Raw genomic sequence first — 17,024 nt, 5'->3', positions numbered from 1 at the left:
TTTAAAATGCACAACGGGTATAGTCTAAATTTAATCATACAAAAAAGCTCAGTTAATATTAACTGAGCTTTTTTATTATTTTTTATATTTTCTTCATAAAGAATATTATTCAATAATAATGATTTGATTAGAATTAGAAGAAACTTTATACAAAAAGTATTTGAGCATATTTTTTATTTCTTCCGTTTCTTTAATCGGAATTAAGATATTGTGAATCTTTTCTAACGTTTTTATTTGATGATGATATTCGTAATAACCATATCCTTTAAATTCTCCATTCTCAACTAAATAAAATGATTTTTCAATTCCTTTTCGTCCTTTATCAATAATCAAAAAAGTTTCGGAAGGATATTCAGTTGTTTTAATAAAACTTTGAATTCGTTCATTATAAACTTCTTTAGATTCCTCTTTTACACAAGCTCCATTGCATTTATTTACTTTATATTGGAAACAAGATTCATCAGATTTAATTCCCGCATTTACTTGTTGACAAAGATTATAATCATGAACGATTTTCTCTAAAACCTCTTTTGCACGTTCTTTAGTTTTAAATTTCAAAACAGGTTGTGTCTTTCTAACTTTCCCTATTTCTAATCTCGAATAACCACGTTTAGACTCCAAATAATACAATCCAAAAGGATAAACTTTATTCTCAACTAACTTTACGTTATACATTGGTTGATTATTCAAGACCTCGTTATTTTCTTTAATTGCAGCAAGAAAACCACTTCCAGTTTCTTCGAATTTTATAGAACGTGTATAACGTTTCAGCTTATTAGCTTTTAAAGTTTTTGATGTAAAAATTTGATTAATAGATCGTGCAATATTATTGCTTCGACAAATATAAATAAGTTGTTTTCGGCTATTGTATAAATAATAAACCCCGATAGAATTAGGTAAACCTTCAAGCAGTTTCTGATACTTAGAATGTGCTTTTTTAGGTTGTTTTAAACCTGTTTTCTTCGTGATTATTTTTTCCGAATCTTTATCTAACAATAATTTAAACAAAGAAATTGTCGCTCTTGCATCTCCAGAAGCCCTGTGTCTATCTGTCACTACAATTCCAAGCGATTCGCATAATTTTCCTAAAGAATATGAAGGTAATCCTGGAATCAATTTTTCGCTATATTCGAAAGTATCAATCCATTCTTTTTCGTAATTATATCCCAAACGATCGAACTCTTGTTTTAGCATTCTATAATCAAACATTACATTATGTCCAACTAAAATACAATCATCTGTAATCTCAACTATACGTTTTGCTACTTCGTGAAATTTAGGCGCTGTCAACACCATTTTATCTGAAATATGCGTTAACCTTTGTACATATTGATCAATCTTTTTTTCGGGATTAACTAATGATATAAACTGATCGACAATTTCTTTTCCAACATATTTATACACCGCAATCTCTATGATTGACTCTTCCCCCACTTTTCCGCCAGTCGCTTCTATATCTAAAATCGCGTACACGTGCTTATTTTTTTCCTTTTAAAAAATTAGTTAACATTTTCATTCCAAAATCCATCAATTTTCGAGTTGCAGTACGACTTACATCACGCACAACAGGATTATCTGTCCAATTTTTTTCTTTAGGAATACTTCTTGTTGAAGTTGCTTTTGGAACAGGTTTCTCTATATTTTTTTGTTGTTCTAATTTTTGTGATAAAATTTCATTTGCAGATTCACGATCAATATCTGTCGCATATTTTGTCACTAAATCTGAGTTTGAGGTAATCGTATCGATTTCATTTGAAGTCAAGATATCCATTCTCGAATTTGGCGCTCGCATATATGTATAAGCCAAAGGAGTTGGAATACCTTTTTCGTCTAAAGCAGTCACAAAAGCCTCTCCAATCCCTAATTGAGTGATTACTTCACTTGCTTTATAATAGGTAGTTGTCGGATAATTTTCGATAGCTTTTGTTATTTCTTTACGATCTTTCGCAGTAAAACCTCTTAACGCATGTTGAACTTTAAGACCTAATTGACTCAAAACTGCATCAGGAACATCTCCAGGAACTTGCGTTACAAAATATAATCCCACACCTTTTGATCGAATTAATTTTACCATTGTTTCAATTTGATTCAACAAAGCTTTCGTAGCTTCCTTAAAAATCAAATGTGCTTCATCAATAAAAATCACCAATTTCGGTTTATCAGAATCTCCAGATTCAGGGAATTGAGAATAAATTTTATTCAATAAACTCAACATAAAAGTTGAAAATAAATTAGGTTGATTTTGAATATCAATCAAACGAATAATATTTACAATTCCTTTTCCGTCTTTCGTTTTCAATAAATCCTGAACATCAAAACTTGGTTCTCCAAAAAACTTTGTTGCACCTTGCTGTTCTAATGCAACAATTTTGCGCAAAATAGCTCCCAAAGAAGCTGGCGCAATTGTTCCATAATTCGAATTTAATTCAGATTTTCCTTCATCAGAATCTGTCACATATTGCAAAACACGTCGAATATCCTCCAAATCAATCAAAGGTAAATTACGATCTTGACAATATTTGAATATAATTGAAATAATACTTTCTTGTGTTTCATTCAGTTCCAAAATTTTACTGAATAAAATTGGACCAAAATCACTTACAGTTGCACGAAGTTTTGCACCTGGTTCATCAGAAATAGACAAAAACTCGACAGGAGAAGCTTGCGGATCAAAAGGTAAATTAAGCGCCTCCATTCTTTCTTGCGCATTTTTATCTTCCGAATTTGCAGCAGCTCCAATTCCAGATAAGTCTCCTTTGATATCCATCAACAAAGTTGGAACACCTTTCAGAGAAAGTTGCTCGGCGATAATCTGCAAAGATTTTGTTTTCCCTGTTCCAGTTGCTCCACCAATCAATCCGTGACGATTCATTGTTTTTAATGCTACTGAAATTTCAACTTCTTCTACAATTTCGCCATCTAATTTGGCTTTGCCTAAAATTATTTTATCGTTTTTAAAAGAATAACGACTTTGTATCTCTTGAATAAAGCTTTCTTTCTGGTTCATTTTGATTGATTATTGAATAAATATAGAAAAAATTTATTCTGAAATTTTATATTTTACAGCTACTGGATAATGATCCGAGAATTTTTTTCGAATAACATGTGCCTCAATAGGTTTAAATAATTTAGAATGAAATAAATAATCAATTCTAATTGGAAATTTAAATCCATGAAAAGTTGTCGCATTTCCTTTTCCAACTTCTATATAAGAGTCGTGAAGATATTTTTTCAACTTCTCATATTCGTAAGAAACTGGAGTCGAATTAAGATCCGTTCCCAAAATAACTGGATGACGCGAAGATGTGATATATGGAATAATCGCTTCTAACTGTTTTTGATGTTTTTGCATTCCTTGCACCAATTTTAACTCAACTTTTCGACTCGAAATTTCGGCAGTTCGCGAATCATCAGACTGAATAATTTCTTTCACCATCGCTTTATCAATGTACATTGGCTCAAGATAAACATTAATCACACGAATCGTATCATTTCCCAAATCGATATCAGCATAAGCGGCAAGTCCATTCAATTCTTCATTATCATCAGGTGTTATTTTTTTTGTTTGAATAATAGGATATTTACTATAAATTGTCAATAAACCATAAAATTCTGAATAGTAATTTTTGAATTCTTTATTTTTTAGACTTTTCTGTTGACCTTCATACGCTTCTTGAAGCAGCATAATATCTGCCTTATTCTTAATCAAAAGTTCTTTTGTTCCTTCTTCTTTAAAACCATGTACATTATATGTCAATACAGATAAATCAGCTTTTTTATCTTTAACTTTATTGAATTGTACAATTGGATATGAAAGATAAATTGGGTAAAATAATCCGGCTGAAAGAACTAAAATTAACAAAAAGTGTCGCCAGCTAAACAGTAACCAATACAGTAAAAACATTGCTCCAAATGCAAATAATATTGGAAAACCAATCGAAATAAAGTTAAAATATGGAATTTCTGTAGGCGTAAAAATTTTATTTAAATAGACACAATAAGCCACTAACAAAAAAACGATATTAATTGTTAGTACTAAACGATTGAAATAATTTAGTTTAAACTTACTGATTATACTCATTTTACCTACCTTCTCTAAACAGAAAGTCTTTTTCTTCTTTGGACAAACTCTCGTAACCTGAACGAGAAATCTTATCTAAAATTACATCAATTTTCTTTTGTTTTTCAACTTTTTGATGATTAAAATCGCAATCATCTTTCGGAACATTTGATCGCGAAGAAGTTGAAGAAATATTTTTATATGTTTTGAAAGTTGATTTCTCTTTTTTCTTAAATAACTGCTCTATTTTGAAAATAAAGTTACCTAAAAAATCATTTCCTCTCTCAAATTGTTTCATATAAAGATAACCAAAAATAGCACCTCCCAAATGCGAAATACTTCCGCCTGCATTTTGATTAGCAATAATATTATACACATCGAATGCGATAAATACATAACCAACATACAACAATGGAAATGAAGTTGGAATCAACAACAAACGAACGGGCATTTTCGGATTATAAGAAATCATTGCAAAAAACACCGCATAAACCGCTGCCGAAGCACCAACTAATAAATGTGAATAATTGAATAAATTCTGAAACAATAAAAAGAAAATTCCACCAGCGATTCCTCCAAAAATATAGAATGTAACTAAATTTCGGTTCTGAAATTGTTGCAAAAACATTTGCCCAACGAAATACAACAAAACCATATTCATTATCAAATGAAAAAGATTGCCATGTAACCAAGAATATGTTAGGATTTGCCAAGGTCTTACAATCAAATCATCGAAAGATGACAAAGCAAACAAACCAGTTGTTGTAATCGTAGAATTTACTACCGTTCGAAGAACAAAATCAACAATTAACAATGTAAAAAACACCACAACGTTAACGTAAATTAATTTTGTTGCGCTATTTCCTGATGAATATTTTAATTTTAAATCGTCTAAGATATTATTTGCCATTTCTTAATTCCATCTATATAAATTCTTTTTCCAATGTCTTGTTAACAAGAAACCAATCAATCCACCTCCTAAATGCGCAAAATGTGCCACATTTCCGATGTTTTGATATCCCATATAAAACTCAATTAATACCATAATTGGAATAAAATATTTTGCTTTAATCGGAACAGGGAAAAAGATTAACATTAATTTTTCATCTGGATATAATACTGCGAATGCTAACAATAAACCATATATAGCTCCAGAAGCACCAACCATTGGTGTTACATAATTTGTCAAAAGTTCTGATGCAGCTTGGTTAGTTTGAATAATTGAATTGGTATGATACCCACCTTGCATATTCAATTTTGCAGCTTCATAAATTTGACTAAAACCTATTCCTTTCGCCTGAACTGCTTCTTTTAGCTGCTCTATTTGAAAGTAATTAACTGCATTAAACAATATAAAACCGCCTAAACCAGCTAACAAATAAAGCGTCAAGAATTTCTTTGGCCCAAAGGTTTGCTCTACAACAGAGCCAAACATCCACAACGCAAACATATTAAACAATATATGTGTAAAATCTGCATGCATAAACATATGCGTCAAAATTTGCCAAAATTTGAAGTTGGGGGACTCAGGATAAAAAGCACCTAAAATCACTCTCAAATCGATTTGCCTAGTCTGCATAAAAACAAAAGTCGCTAGAAAGAACAAACCGTTTATAATAAGTAAATTCTTTGTAATCGGTGGTATAGATTGTCTCATTCGTTTATTGTAATGTTTTTTTGATATCAGCCGTATTCATCTGCACAAAAATTGGGCGTCCGTATGGCGTATAATTCGGATTTGGTAGTCTTAACAATTCTTCAACCAAAGTTTGCATTTGTTCAGATTTTAATGAAACTCCTTTTTTAACAGCCGCATTTTTTGCTAAAATTTTTGCAAACGTATTTTCTAATTCAATTGATTCTTGGTATTCTAATTCCTCGATAAAATCCATAAAAACAGACACTACATCCTCTTGTTGCACATCAACAGGAATCGCATTAATCTGTATTGCTTCTTCATCCAACGAAATATCAAAACCAAAACTCAACAATTGATGCTCTACATTGATTAATTTCTGACGATCATTTGGCGAAAGTTCCAACTCAATCGGGAAAAGCATTTGTTGTACCAAAGCACTTCCATTATTTGAATGTATAAATTTTTCGAATAATATTTTTTGATGCGCGCGATGTTGATCGATGATTAACAATTCGCCACGATATTCAACAACCAAATATTGATTCATCCATTGAATTACTTCAAAACTATCATGAAAATCTTCAGATTCAAATAATTGATGCGCATGATTATTTTCGATTTCTAACTCAACAGCATCTTTATAAAAATCCATATTCGCACGAATATCAGACGGTTTCGGCGCTCTTGTTTGTTGATGCTCGAAAGGGTTAAAACTAGAATCAACCGTAATTTCTGGCATTTTAATTTCTGTATCTTCCGTCGCAGATGGAATAAATGCCCAGTTTGGATCTTGTTCAAAATCCAACGAAGGAATTACATTAAATTGTCCCAAAGCGTGTTTTACAGCAGCTCTAAGAATAGTAAAAATCAATGCTTCATCCTCAAATTTAATTTCTGTTTTAGTTGGATGAATGTTAATATCAATTTTTGACGGATCAATTTCTAAATACAAAAAATAAGAAGGACTATACCCCGTTGGCAACAAACTCTCAAAAGCATCTACGATTGCATTATGCAAATATCCACTACGAATAAAGCGATTATTCACAAAGAAAAATTGTTCGCCACGCGATTTTTTTGCAGCATCTGGTTTCCCCACAAAACCTTTCACTTTTACAATTTCTGTATCTTCTTCAACGGATATAATTTGTGAACTTAATTTTTTTCCAAAAATTTGAGCAATACGTTGTTTCAGATTTCCGGCTTTCAAATGATAAACCTCTGCATCATTGTGATGTAAAAAGAAACTAATGTTTTCGTGCGCCATCGAAACACGTTGAAACTCATCTTGAATATGACGAAATTCAACTTGATTTGATTTTAAGAAATTACGACGAGCAGGCACATTATAGAAAAGATTTTTTACCGAAATAGACGTTCCAGCTGGACAAACAACAGGATCTTGGTTGCGAACTTCTCCGCCTTCAATCACCAATTGCGAACCAACCTCATCCTCTTCTCGACGCGTTTTCGTTTCTACCTGTGCAACCGCAGCAATCGACGCCAAAGCCTCTCCACGAAAACCTTTTGTATGAATATTATAGATATCCTCTGTCTTTCTGATTTTTGAAGTTGCGTGACGTTCAAAAGCCATTCGAACATCTGTCACACTCATTCCCGAACCATTATCAATCACTTGAATCAAGCTTCTGCCAGCATCTTTTACAATTACCTGAATAGAAGTTGCACCAGAATCCACCGCATTTTCAATCAATTCTTTTATCACAGAAGCTGGTCGTTGTACAACTTCTCCTGCGGCAATTTGATTGGCTACATGATCTGGCAGTAATTGAATAATATCGTTCATCTTTTCGTATAAATTGATTTAATTTTGACTATTTTTTTAATCAAACTTTACAAATATACAAACAAATCTCTCTTTTGACCTTATTCTCTACAAGTGAAACTTATCAACAATTGTTGATGTTTTAAGTTTTAACTTTTGAATAATAAATTCATAATTTTCAGCAATAAAAAAGGTAGACAAATGCCTCTACCTATTTTTTTATATTTCATTGATATTGTTCTAATTCATCTTTTAAGTCCCTAGCGAATTCTTCTAAACTAACGACAAAACCAGTTTTATCTGTAGGAAAAACATTTATCAATAAATTATTTTCATCAATATAATAGAAAAGAGTTTCTTCGAAATCATCTAAAGTCAATTTCAATATTTTGCAATTTTCCCAACCATCATTTTTTGTTAATTCAGCAAATTCTTTCGCTGACCAAATTGGAAATATTTTTTTATCATTAATTATAGAAATAGCATAATTACCATCAGGAAAAATCATTATATAAGCAGTTTCCCCGTCAGCAATTTTTCGAATAAATATTGATAGCGCTCAAAATGATTTAACTTTAATATATTTTCCATTTCTTTTGGATGCATGTTAATTCTCTTTCAAAACAGCTTTCATTTCATCAAATTCTTTGTCAATTTCTTTATTAGGTTTTTGAGTCATTAACGAAACGACATAAATTGCGATAACCGAAGATAAAAACCCAGGTATCATTTCATACCAATCTTTGTAATCGTGATTTACATAAACCCAAGCTAAGACAACAATTCCTCCTGTTAACATACCTGCTAAAGCTCCTTGCCAAGAAGTTTTTTTCCAAAAAAGAGAGAAAACGATTACTGGTCCAAATGCAGATCCAAATCCTGCCCAAGCATTTCCAACTAAATTTAGAATAGAATCTTTTGGTGTTAATGACAACAACACCGCGATTAATGCTACAATTAAAACCGATAAACGACTTGCTGTTAATAACTGTTTTGGTGTTGCTTTTTTGTTCAAAAATGCTTTGTAAATATCTTCTGTTAACGAACTTGATGTCACTAATAATTGTGAAGAAATAGTACTCATTACTGCTGCTAAAATTGCTGATAATAAGAAACCTCCAACCAATGGATGAAACAAAACACGTGAAAAGTAAATGAAAATGGTCTCAGCTTCTGTTTTAGAATTATCAAATGTCAACATTGTTGTTTGATCAAATTTCATTAAATATGCGATACCAACTAAACCAACTAAAAGTGCTCCACCTACTGTAAAAATCATCCATGTAATTCCAATATCTTTAGCTTTCGCTAAATCTTTCGGGTTTCCAATCGCCATAAAACGTACTAAAATATGGGGCTGACCACAATATCCTAACCCCCAAGCCATCAAGGATAATATACTAACTGTTGTTGTACCTTTAAATAAATCTAAATATTTATCGCCTTTATCATTAATCAACGAAAAGGTTTCACCAACTCCACCAATTTCAGAAATTGCTACAATCGGAACAATAACCAAAGCCAAAACCATAATCGTCCCTTGTACGAAATCAGTTAAACTTACCGCTAAAAAACCACCTAAAAAAGTGTATAATACAACTACAAAACTTGTCATCCAAAGTCCAGTCATATAATCTAATCCAAAAGCAGATTCAAACAATTTGCCTCCAGAAACCATTCCAGCAGAAGTATATAATGTAAAAAATATTAAGATTAATATTGAAGAAACAATTCTTAATAAACGCGATTTATCTTTGAAACGATTTTCAAAAAATACGGGTAATGTAATCGAATTTTGAGCGATTTCTGTATAAATTCGTAATCGCGGTGCGACAAAAATATAGTTCAAAAAACATCCTGTTGTCAATCCAATTGCAATCCAAGCACTCGACAAACCTGTAAAATACATTGCTCCTGGAACGCCCATTAACAACCAACCACTCATATCAGCAGCACCAGCAGAAAGCGCCGTAACAGCTGCTCCCATTTTCCTTCCTCCAATCAAAAAATCTTCGGAATTACTTGTTGACTTTCGGTAGGAGTAAATCCCGATTCCAATCATCAGAGCCATATATGCGCCAATAGAAATGTATTCGTAAATGTTCATGTGTTTTAATTTTTATCGAAAATATAATTTTTCGTCCACAAAAAATGTACGAACTTTAAATTTCTAAACAAGAATCATGAATTTTCAACAAAATAATCTAAAATCAGCGACAAGTCCGTATTTGAAACAACACGAAAATAATCCTGTTTGGTGGCAAAGTTGGAGTGACGAAGTTTTGATTCATGCAAAAAAAGTCAACAAACCTTTGCTTATTTCAATTGGATATTCAGCTTGTCATTGGTGTCACGTGATGGAACATCAATCTTTTGAAAACAAAGAAGTTGCAAAGGTAATGAATGATAATTTTGTTTGTATTAAAATTGATCGTGAAGAACGTCCTGATTTAGATGCCTTATATATGAATGTTTCGCAATTAATTCATCAATCTGGAGGTTGGCCACTCAATGTTTTTGCTTTGCCAGATGGTCGTCCTTTTTATGGCGGAACTTATTTTCCAAAAGCTCAATGGATTGAACTCTTAGAAAATATCAATCATTTATATCATCAAAATCAAGCTAAAACAATGGAATACGTCAACTCTATTGCTGATGGTTTGAATAAAATGGAGGCGATCGAATTGAAATCTTCTTCAACTTTTTCAACAAATAAAATTGATGAAACATTTGAATTTTGGCAACAACAATTTGATGATGAATGGGGAGGTTTTAATCGTGCACCAAAGTTTATGTTACCAAATGCCTGGGAAACCATTTTGCGATATGGTACACAAACAAAAAATGAAAATTGTTTGATTCAAACAAAAATAACATTGGATAGAATGGCTTTTGGTGGAATTTACGACCAACTAAAAGGTGGTTTTTCGCGCTATTCAGTTGATCCATATTGGAAAGTTCCTCATTTCGAAAAAATGCTTTACGATAATGGGCAATTACTTTCGCTTTATTCAAATGCATATAAAGTTTTTGGAGAAGAAGAATATAAAACAGTTGTAGAAGAAACAATTAATTGGTTGAAAGATGAAATGCTTTCGCCTGAAAGTGTTTTTTATGCTGCTATTGATGCTGATTCTGAAGGTGAAGAAGGAAAATATTATGTTTGGAAATCGGATGAATTGAAAACAATTTTGAAAAATGATTTTGACTTATTTCAGCAATATTACAATGTTAATGAATTTGGAGAATGGGAACATGGTAATAATATTTTAATGCGATTGACAGAAGACGAAGATTTTGCTACGAAGCAGAACATTAAAACAACAGAACTTCAAACCAAAATTTCTCAATGGAAAAAAATTCTTAATCCAATTCGTGAACAGCGCATAAAACCTCATCGCGACGAAAAAGTTTTAACTTCTTGGAATGCTTTAACCATAAAAAGTTTGTGTGATGCATTTATCACTTTTGAAAATGATGAATATCTTGATTTAGCAAAAAATGCAACCAATTTTATTTTAGAAAATCAATGGAATGGTGAAATTTTGTTCAGAAATTATAAAGACAACCAAACTACAATTCCCGGATTTTTGGATGATTATGCCTTAATGATTGAAGCGTTAATTAAGCTTTATGAAGTCACTTCGGAGATGCATTATTTAGAAACTGCCCAAACATTAACGGAAGAAACTTTTAATCAATTTTATAATCACAAGAATAAAATGTTTGCATACAAATCGCATTATGACACACCTTTGGTTAATGAAACATTTGAGATTTATGACAATGTTATTTCATCATCAAATTCGGTAATGGCAAATAATTTATTTAAATTAGGAAAAATTCTCAATCAAGAAAAATACATTGAACAAGCAAAACAAATGTTAACCAATATCGAAGAAAAAATTCACGATTATCCAACTGGTTTTGCAAATTGGATTCAATTATATCTAAATTTCGCTTATTCGTTCAAAGAAATTGTAATCGTTGGCGAAAATGCATTAAAATTCTCGAAACAAATTCAACAATGTTATGTCCCAAATGCAATTTTTGTTGCTTCAGAAACAGAACAATTAGAGATTACTAAAAATAGATTGATTGAAAATAAAACATCCATTCATATTTGCGAAAATTATGCATGTCAATTACCAATTTTTTCTATTGAAGAAGCCTATAAAAATTTATAAACCATGGAAAAAACACGTTGCGCTTGGGTAAATAAAGACCAAGATTACATCGATTATCACGATAACGAATGGGGAAAACCTGTAAAAGATGATAAAATTTTATTCGAATTTTTGATTCTCGAATCTTTTCAAGCTGGATTAAGTTGGTTTACAATTCTTAAAAAACGAGAAAATTTCAGAGAAGCTTTTGCGAATTTTGATGTTGAAAAAGTAGCCAAATTTGATAAAACTAAAATTGATGAATTGGTTAAAAATGAAGGAATTATACGGCATAAAGGAAAAATTTCAGCAGCAATTAATAATGCAAAATTATTTATAGAAATTCAGAAAGAATTTGGTTCTTTTTCCAATTTCATCTGGAAATACGTTGATTACAAACCGATTATAAATAACTGGAATTCTATAAAAGAAGTTCCTGCAACCACAGAAATTTCGGACAAAATTGCAAAAGATTTGAAAAAAAGAGGTTTTAAATTCTTTGGTTCAACAACAATTTATGCGCACATGCAAGCGACCGGAATGGTTAACGATCATACCAACGATTGCTTTTGTAAATAAATTATGTTTGTAAAAACAGCTAACTTTCGCATCTTTGCGCAAATTTAGCACATGAAAATCGAATTAAAATATTGGATTATCCTCGGTATTTTAGCTTTAACTTGGGGAAGTTCTTTTATACTAATCAAACAAGGATTGGTTTCTTACACACCCTATCAAGTAGGCGCTTTACGTCTATCTATCGCAGGAGGAATTTTAGCCATTTGGGGAATTCCAAGTTTATTTAAGATTCCAAAAAACAAATTAAAATACGTTGCATTGGCTGGTTTCTGTGGAAATTTTATTCCAATGTTTTTATTCCCAATGGCTCAAACGCACGTTTCAAGCTCGATGGCTGGAATTTTAGATTCGTTGGTTCCTTTATTTATCTTGTTATTTGGCGCTTTGTTTTTTAACATAAAAGGAACTAAAAATCAAATAATTGGTGCGTTGATCGGTTTTTTAGGAGCTGTTCTATTAATTAGTGGAGATAGTTTTTCAGGTGAAAACAGTTTATTACATTGTTTATTAATTGTATTAGCAACTGCTTTGTATGGACTAAATAGTTTGATTTTAACTCGCTATTTAAACGATGTACCATCATTCCAATTGTCATCAGCATTATTTACAATCTGGTTATTACCTTCTATTGTAATCTTATTTTTATCCGGTTTTTTCACTGACTTTGTTGGTACACCTCAACAATTAGAAAGTTTGGGATATGTCGCCATATTAGGCTTAATTGGGACTGCATTAGCAATGATTTTATTCTACAAATTAATCCAAGCCACTGGCTCGATGTTCTCCTCAATGGTCACCTATTTGATGCCGATTGTTTCTGTTTTTTGGGGATTTTTAGTTGGAGAACAAATCACATTCATGCATTTATTTGGCTTTGCTATGATATTATCAGGTGTGTATTTGACGCAGAAACCAAACAAAAAACAAATCGAAACCATTTAACGGTACTATACGATCAATCCTCATTCATTGGAATGAGGATTTTTTATGCGCATTCATTTCATAGGAGAACTTTACTTAAAGCAAGACAAGAGCATCACCGAAGAAAGACAAGAGAAACCTCCTGATTGAGGCGAAGTTGAGGCGGTACAAAGGCAGCATAGAGGTAGCATAAAGGCGGCATAGAAGCGTCATAGAACCGATACTGAACAATGGCCGTGAAAGAAAATAAAGTGGCCTAAAGAGGGGTTGAAATTACGGATTTAAAAATACGATTTTTCGCTAAAAATTCCGAATCCTTCCTTTCTTCTTTTAGGTATCCCATACAAAAAACCACTACTGGAACTTTGTTCCAACAGTGTCTTTTTGAATGCGTTAATTATATTGTACACCTATTGCATATAAGGTTTTAAAGCTGTTGCTAATATTCTGGTAAACTCATCCGCCCCTTTATCGTTTAAATGGGTGGTATTGTAAAACCATTTTTGTTGATAACTGATCGAATCAGTCGAATAATCTAATAACGGAAGATGATGCTTTTGTAATGTTGTTTGATAACGATTAATCACTTCTTCTCGATTCAACATATAATCTTGACCTTTGTAAAATTCGGGTGCAATTGTAAAAATAAGCTGAATATTTTCTTGCTCACATTTCGCAATTAATTCTTCTAATAAAGTATAATCTGAGAAGTCAAAATCAGAGTTTTTCTTTTTCATTTTTTCCCAATCAACATTCCATTTTCGGTTATATGATTTGAAACCATCATCACGAAAAAGTCCGTCTTTATGCAATTTTTCTTTCTTAGCCCTTACAATTTGATCTTTCCAATACGTTTGATCTCTGTAACGATAAAGCGGTACAATAAAATCAACCAATTTCGTATCTTTATATTCTTTTAATGCACCATAAAGTTTAAAATTCCATAACATAAATGGCGCATATTGATTTGGCTGAAAAACTTCATCAATGTGTGAAAACGAAAAAGTATCTAAATTCCAAACAACTATTTTTGGTTTTGGATTATGATTCAAATACAAATTGAAACGATACAATTGCATTTTGAATTTACTTCCGTTTAATCCAAAATTATGCGTGGTCAGTTTTAAATCTTGTTCTAAAATATTCGGATTAATTTGAATAAATGCTCGAGAAGAACCAAAAATAGCCAATTCAACCTTCGTTTTTCCTTCTCTTATTTGATTCCATTCTTGCACTTCTCCGCTAAACAAAGCCATTTTTTTGAGTTGATTCGAATAATAGACATCAACCAAAACTAATGCAATGAAAGCTGAAAATAGCGTTATGAAAAAGTATTTTAGAAATTTCATTTTCTCAACATTTCGATATGCGGAATATCGTCTTCTAAATATTCTTCCGAAACTTGCTCGAAGCCAAACGAAGAATAAAATTCTTTCAAATAAGATTGAGCAGAAATTCGGATTGAAGACGTTTTAAATTGATTTTCAATGATTTGAACCGAATTTTTCATCAATTGTTTCCCTAATCCATAACGACGAAACTTTTGATTCGAAATTACACGACCAATTGAAGGTTCGTTTTCGTATGAAGTTCCTTTCGGAACAATTCGAGAATACGCTGCAACCTCATCGCCAATCGTTGCCCAAAGATGTCCACAAACCAAATCCTTATCATCGCAATCTTGGTAAATACAATTTTGTTCAATCACAAAAACTTCGTTACGCAATTGCACTATTTTATATAGCTCTTTCGATGTTAAATCGTCAAAAGATTTATAATGCCAAATAACCTTTTCCATCTATTAATCTAATTTTGAATATTTTGCAATAATATTTTCGAACATTTTTTGAGGCAAAATATTTTTCAACGTAACCGAAAATTTTTGCATCGATTTCCCAATATAATAATGTGGTTTCAAATTCTTTTGAGCCATAATATTTTCAATAATTGGAATCAAATCTTCTGTTGGTGTGCCATCTTGTACTTCGTGATCAATATCTGCAACCATCGCATCATATCTTTTTTGATAAAATTTTGACACAAATGTTTTGACACGACTTTCAGCAATATTTGTTTTGATATCTCCAAAATTCAATGTTGCAATTTCTACTCCTGTATGACGATTTTCCAAACGAGCCGATTCAATCAAACGATCAATCATAGCTTTAGAAGCTGAATAATATCCTCTAAAAGGCAAACCATTGTTACTTGCAATGGAAGAAACATTCAGGATATAACCGTTTTTTTGCGTACGCATTATAGGCAAAACTTCTTGAATTGTATAAATTGGTCCGTACACATTAACATCCAATAATTTCTCGATATCAGCTTTCGAAGCATCTTCCACAGCGCCTAACATTCCAATTCCAGCGTTGTTAATCAACACATCAATTTGATGATTTGTTTCCAAAAAAATCTGCTTAAAACTACGTTTTACATTTTCTTTATCCGAAACATCTGTCGCAATATGTTTAAATTTTTCTTGACCTTTAGCTGTTCTTGATAAACCATAAACTTGATGTCCTTTATCGTGAAAATAATTTGCCAAAGTCAATCCTACCCCCGAAGAAGAACCTGTAATTACAATAACTTTTGATTGCATGATTCGATTAATTTAAACGCAAAACTACGTAATATCAGACAAATATTGGTAGATAAATAATTTTTTGAATGGTTATTAGAAGATTCTCTAAATTTGTGCGTTAATTATCAAAAGATTTCAATTGAATCCAAAAACTAAAAAATATATTATAACGGGAATTAAATTAACGATTAGTATTGCGTTAATCTATTATATCTTCTTTGTTAAACTACATATTTTTGATATTTTCAGTCATTACAAAAATGCAAATTGGGCGTATATTTTTATTGCTGTTATCCTTTATGTACTTTCGCAAGCCTTGTCTGTTTTCCGATTAGATTATTATTTCAGGGATATTAATCTCGATTTATCATACAAATCAAATGCACGTTTGTATTTCTTAGGAATGTTTTACAACACTTTTGTTCCAGGTGGAATTGGAGGCGATGCATACAAAGTTTATGTGTTGAATAAAAACTATAAAATCAGTCTGAAAGAAATTTCGCAGGCGGTTTTTCTTGATAAAATTATTGGTCTTTGTGCAATGTTACTCATCATCATCTTCCTAATATTTTTCTCAAATTTGACAGTTTATCCTTGGGTACAATATGGTTCATTAATCCTTTCTTTGGTTGGTTTTATAGCTATTCCATTTATTTTAGGAATGATTTTCCCTATTCATAAAAAAACTTTTTACAACTCGATGATTTATTCTATCGTTTTACAATTGATACAAGTTGGTATGTTGTATTTTGTTTTGGAAGGATTGAATATTCATCCAGATAATTTCAGTATATATTTATTGATCTTTTTAGTTTCAGGAATTTTATCCATTATCTCTTTTAGTGGATTTGGGATTAGAGAAGCTGTATTTATGTACGCTGCACATCGATTCAATTTTGATGAAACTTTAGCCACAAGTACGGCATTTATTTTCTCTATTATCACCATTTCTATCTCATTTATTGGGATTATTTACCTGTTTAAAGGGGTTAAAATTGAAGAGAAAAAGAAAAAGACGAATATTTCTTTTTAAAATGTGAAAAATTATTTCTTTGAAATGAAAAGAGTTAAGTCCTAACATTAAATTTTATTTAATTTTTTTCATTTTAACTATTTGGATTATTCAAAAACAGCCCTATATTTGCAATCCAATTACGAAGGTCTCTTAGCTCAGTTGGTTCAGAGCACCTGCCTTACAAGCAGGGGGTCACTGGTTCGAATCCAGTAGGGACCACATAAAGACATTAGAAAGTCTTTTAAATAAAATTCTAAAAAGGTCTCTTAGCTCA

General features: G+C 31.5%; 15 protein-coding genes and 1 tRNA gene. 5 read left to right on the top strand and 11 right to left on the bottom strand.

The genetic code is table 11. The features are described 5' to 3' along the window. Positions 1-105 precede the first annotated feature (105 nt). The 8 genes from B4L98_RS09695 to putP form a co-directional block, all read right to left on the bottom strand. Positions 106-1,473, bottom strand: coding sequence for an exonuclease domain-containing protein (locus tag B4L98_RS09695; RefSeq protein WP_291078140.1), 1,368 nt, complete (start codon positions 1,471-1,473; stop codon positions 106-108). 4 nt (positions 1,474-1,477) lie between these two features. After that, a complete protein-coding gene (locus B4L98_RS09690) occupies positions 1,478-3,007 on the bottom strand; it encodes a helicase HerA-like domain-containing protein (protein WP_125348700.1) in 1,530 nt (509 codons plus the stop codon). A 33-nt stretch (positions 3,008-3,040) separates the two neighbouring features. Continuing rightward, complete coding sequence (locus B4L98_RS09685; RefSeq protein WP_260509536.1) at positions 3,041-4,081, bottom strand: endonuclease/exonuclease/phosphatase family protein; 1,041 nt, start codon at positions 4,079-4,081, stop codon at positions 3,041-3,043. Between the two features lies 1 nt (position 4,082). After that, positions 4,083-4,970 carry a rhomboid family intramembrane serine protease gene (locus B4L98_RS09680; protein ID WP_291078138.1) on the bottom strand — a complete coding sequence of 296 codons (888 nt, stop codon included), beginning with the start codon at positions 4,968-4,970 and terminating at the stop codon, positions 4,083-4,085. Positions 4,971-4,973: 3 nt separating this feature from the next. Further along, on the bottom strand, positions 4,974-5,639 hold the full coding sequence (locus B4L98_RS09675) for a rhomboid family intramembrane serine protease (protein WP_291047094.1): 666 nt from the start codon (positions 5,637-5,639) through the stop codon (positions 4,974-4,976). An 82-nt stretch (positions 5,640-5,721) separates the two neighbouring features. Continuing rightward, entirely contained in the window at positions 5,722-7,506 is a 1,785-nt protein-coding gene (gene mutL, locus B4L98_RS09670) for a DNA mismatch repair endonuclease MutL (protein ID WP_221854222.1), read from the bottom strand. A gap of 205 nt (positions 7,507-7,711) precedes the next feature. After that, positions 7,712-7,993, bottom strand: a complete 282-nt coding sequence (locus tag B4L98_RS09665) for a DUF2750 domain-containing protein (RefSeq protein ID WP_219033741.1) — start codon at positions 7,991-7,993, stop codon at positions 7,712-7,714. 99 nt (positions 7,994-8,092) lie between these two features. After that, positions 8,093-9,592 (bottom strand): sodium/proline symporter PutP, encoded by a 1,500-nt coding sequence (gene putP / locus B4L98_RS09660; protein WP_291078136.1) that lies wholly within the window; start codon positions 9,590-9,592, stop codon positions 8,093-8,095. 76 nt (positions 9,593-9,668) lie between these two features. Between putP and B4L98_RS09655 the strand changes: the two genes are divergently transcribed. Genes B4L98_RS09655 through B4L98_RS09645 form a run of 3 tightly spaced genes read left to right on the top strand, consistent with a single transcriptional unit; the run spans position 9,669 to position 13,172 of the window. Continuing rightward, positions 9,669-11,672 carry a thioredoxin domain-containing protein gene (locus B4L98_RS09655; protein WP_291078134.1) on the top strand — a complete coding sequence of 668 codons (2,004 nt, stop codon included), beginning with the start codon at positions 9,669-9,671 and terminating at the stop codon, positions 11,670-11,672. Positions 11,673-11,675: 3 nt separating this feature from the next. After that, positions 11,676-12,230 carry a DNA-3-methyladenine glycosylase I gene (locus tag B4L98_RS09650; RefSeq protein WP_286494696.1) on the top strand — a complete coding sequence of 185 codons (555 nt, stop codon included), beginning with the start codon at positions 11,676-11,678 and terminating at the stop codon, positions 12,228-12,230. Positions 12,231-12,281: 51 nt separating this feature from the next. Further along, positions 12,282-13,172 (top strand): DMT family transporter, encoded by an 891-nt coding sequence (locus tag B4L98_RS09645; protein ID WP_286494697.1) that lies wholly within the window; start codon positions 12,282-12,284, stop codon positions 13,170-13,172. Between the two features lie 389 nt (positions 13,173-13,561). Here B4L98_RS09645 and B4L98_RS09640 read toward each other — a convergent pair whose 3' ends face one another. From B4L98_RS09640 to B4L98_RS09630, 3 genes are read right to left on the bottom strand one after another with little or no spacing between them, the layout of a single operon-like run. Then, positions 13,562-14,500, bottom strand: coding sequence for a hypothetical protein (locus B4L98_RS09640; protein ID WP_286494698.1), 939 nt, complete (start codon positions 14,498-14,500; stop codon positions 13,562-13,564). Then, the gene (locus B4L98_RS09635; RefSeq protein ID WP_286494699.1) at positions 14,497-14,949 is read right to left on the bottom strand and encodes a GNAT family N-acetyltransferase; all 453 of its coding nucleotides are present in this window, start codon (positions 14,947-14,949) and stop codon (positions 14,497-14,499) included. The genes B4L98_RS09640 and B4L98_RS09635 overlap by 4 nt, the downstream gene beginning before the upstream one ends. A 3-nt stretch (positions 14,950-14,952) precedes the next feature. Beyond that, complete coding sequence (locus tag B4L98_RS09630; RefSeq protein WP_291078132.1) at positions 14,953-15,753, bottom strand: SDR family NAD(P)-dependent oxidoreductase; 801 nt, start codon at positions 15,751-15,753, stop codon at positions 14,953-14,955. Between the two features lie 121 nt (positions 15,754-15,874). On the opposite strand from B4L98_RS09630, the gene B4L98_RS09625 reads away from it, so the two are divergent. Both B4L98_RS09625 and B4L98_RS09620 read left to right on the top strand, forming a co-directional pair. Next, a complete protein-coding gene (locus B4L98_RS09625) occupies positions 15,875-16,768 on the top strand; it encodes a lysylphosphatidylglycerol synthase transmembrane domain-containing protein (RefSeq protein WP_291078130.1) in 894 nt (297 codons plus the stop codon). Between the two features lie 126 nt (positions 16,769-16,894). Continuing rightward, a tRNA-Val gene (locus B4L98_RS09620) sits at positions 16,895-16,969 on the top strand. Positions 16,970-17,024 lie beyond the last annotated feature (55 nt).

The organism is Empedobacter sp. UBA5528 (assembly GCF_002426075.1).
Taxonomy (GTDB): domain Bacteria; phylum Bacteroidota; class Bacteroidia; order Flavobacteriales; family Weeksellaceae; genus Empedobacter; species Empedobacter falsenii_B.
Note: the sequence above shows the minus strand (reverse complement) of the source record. Positions and strands in the feature narration are given on the sequence as shown.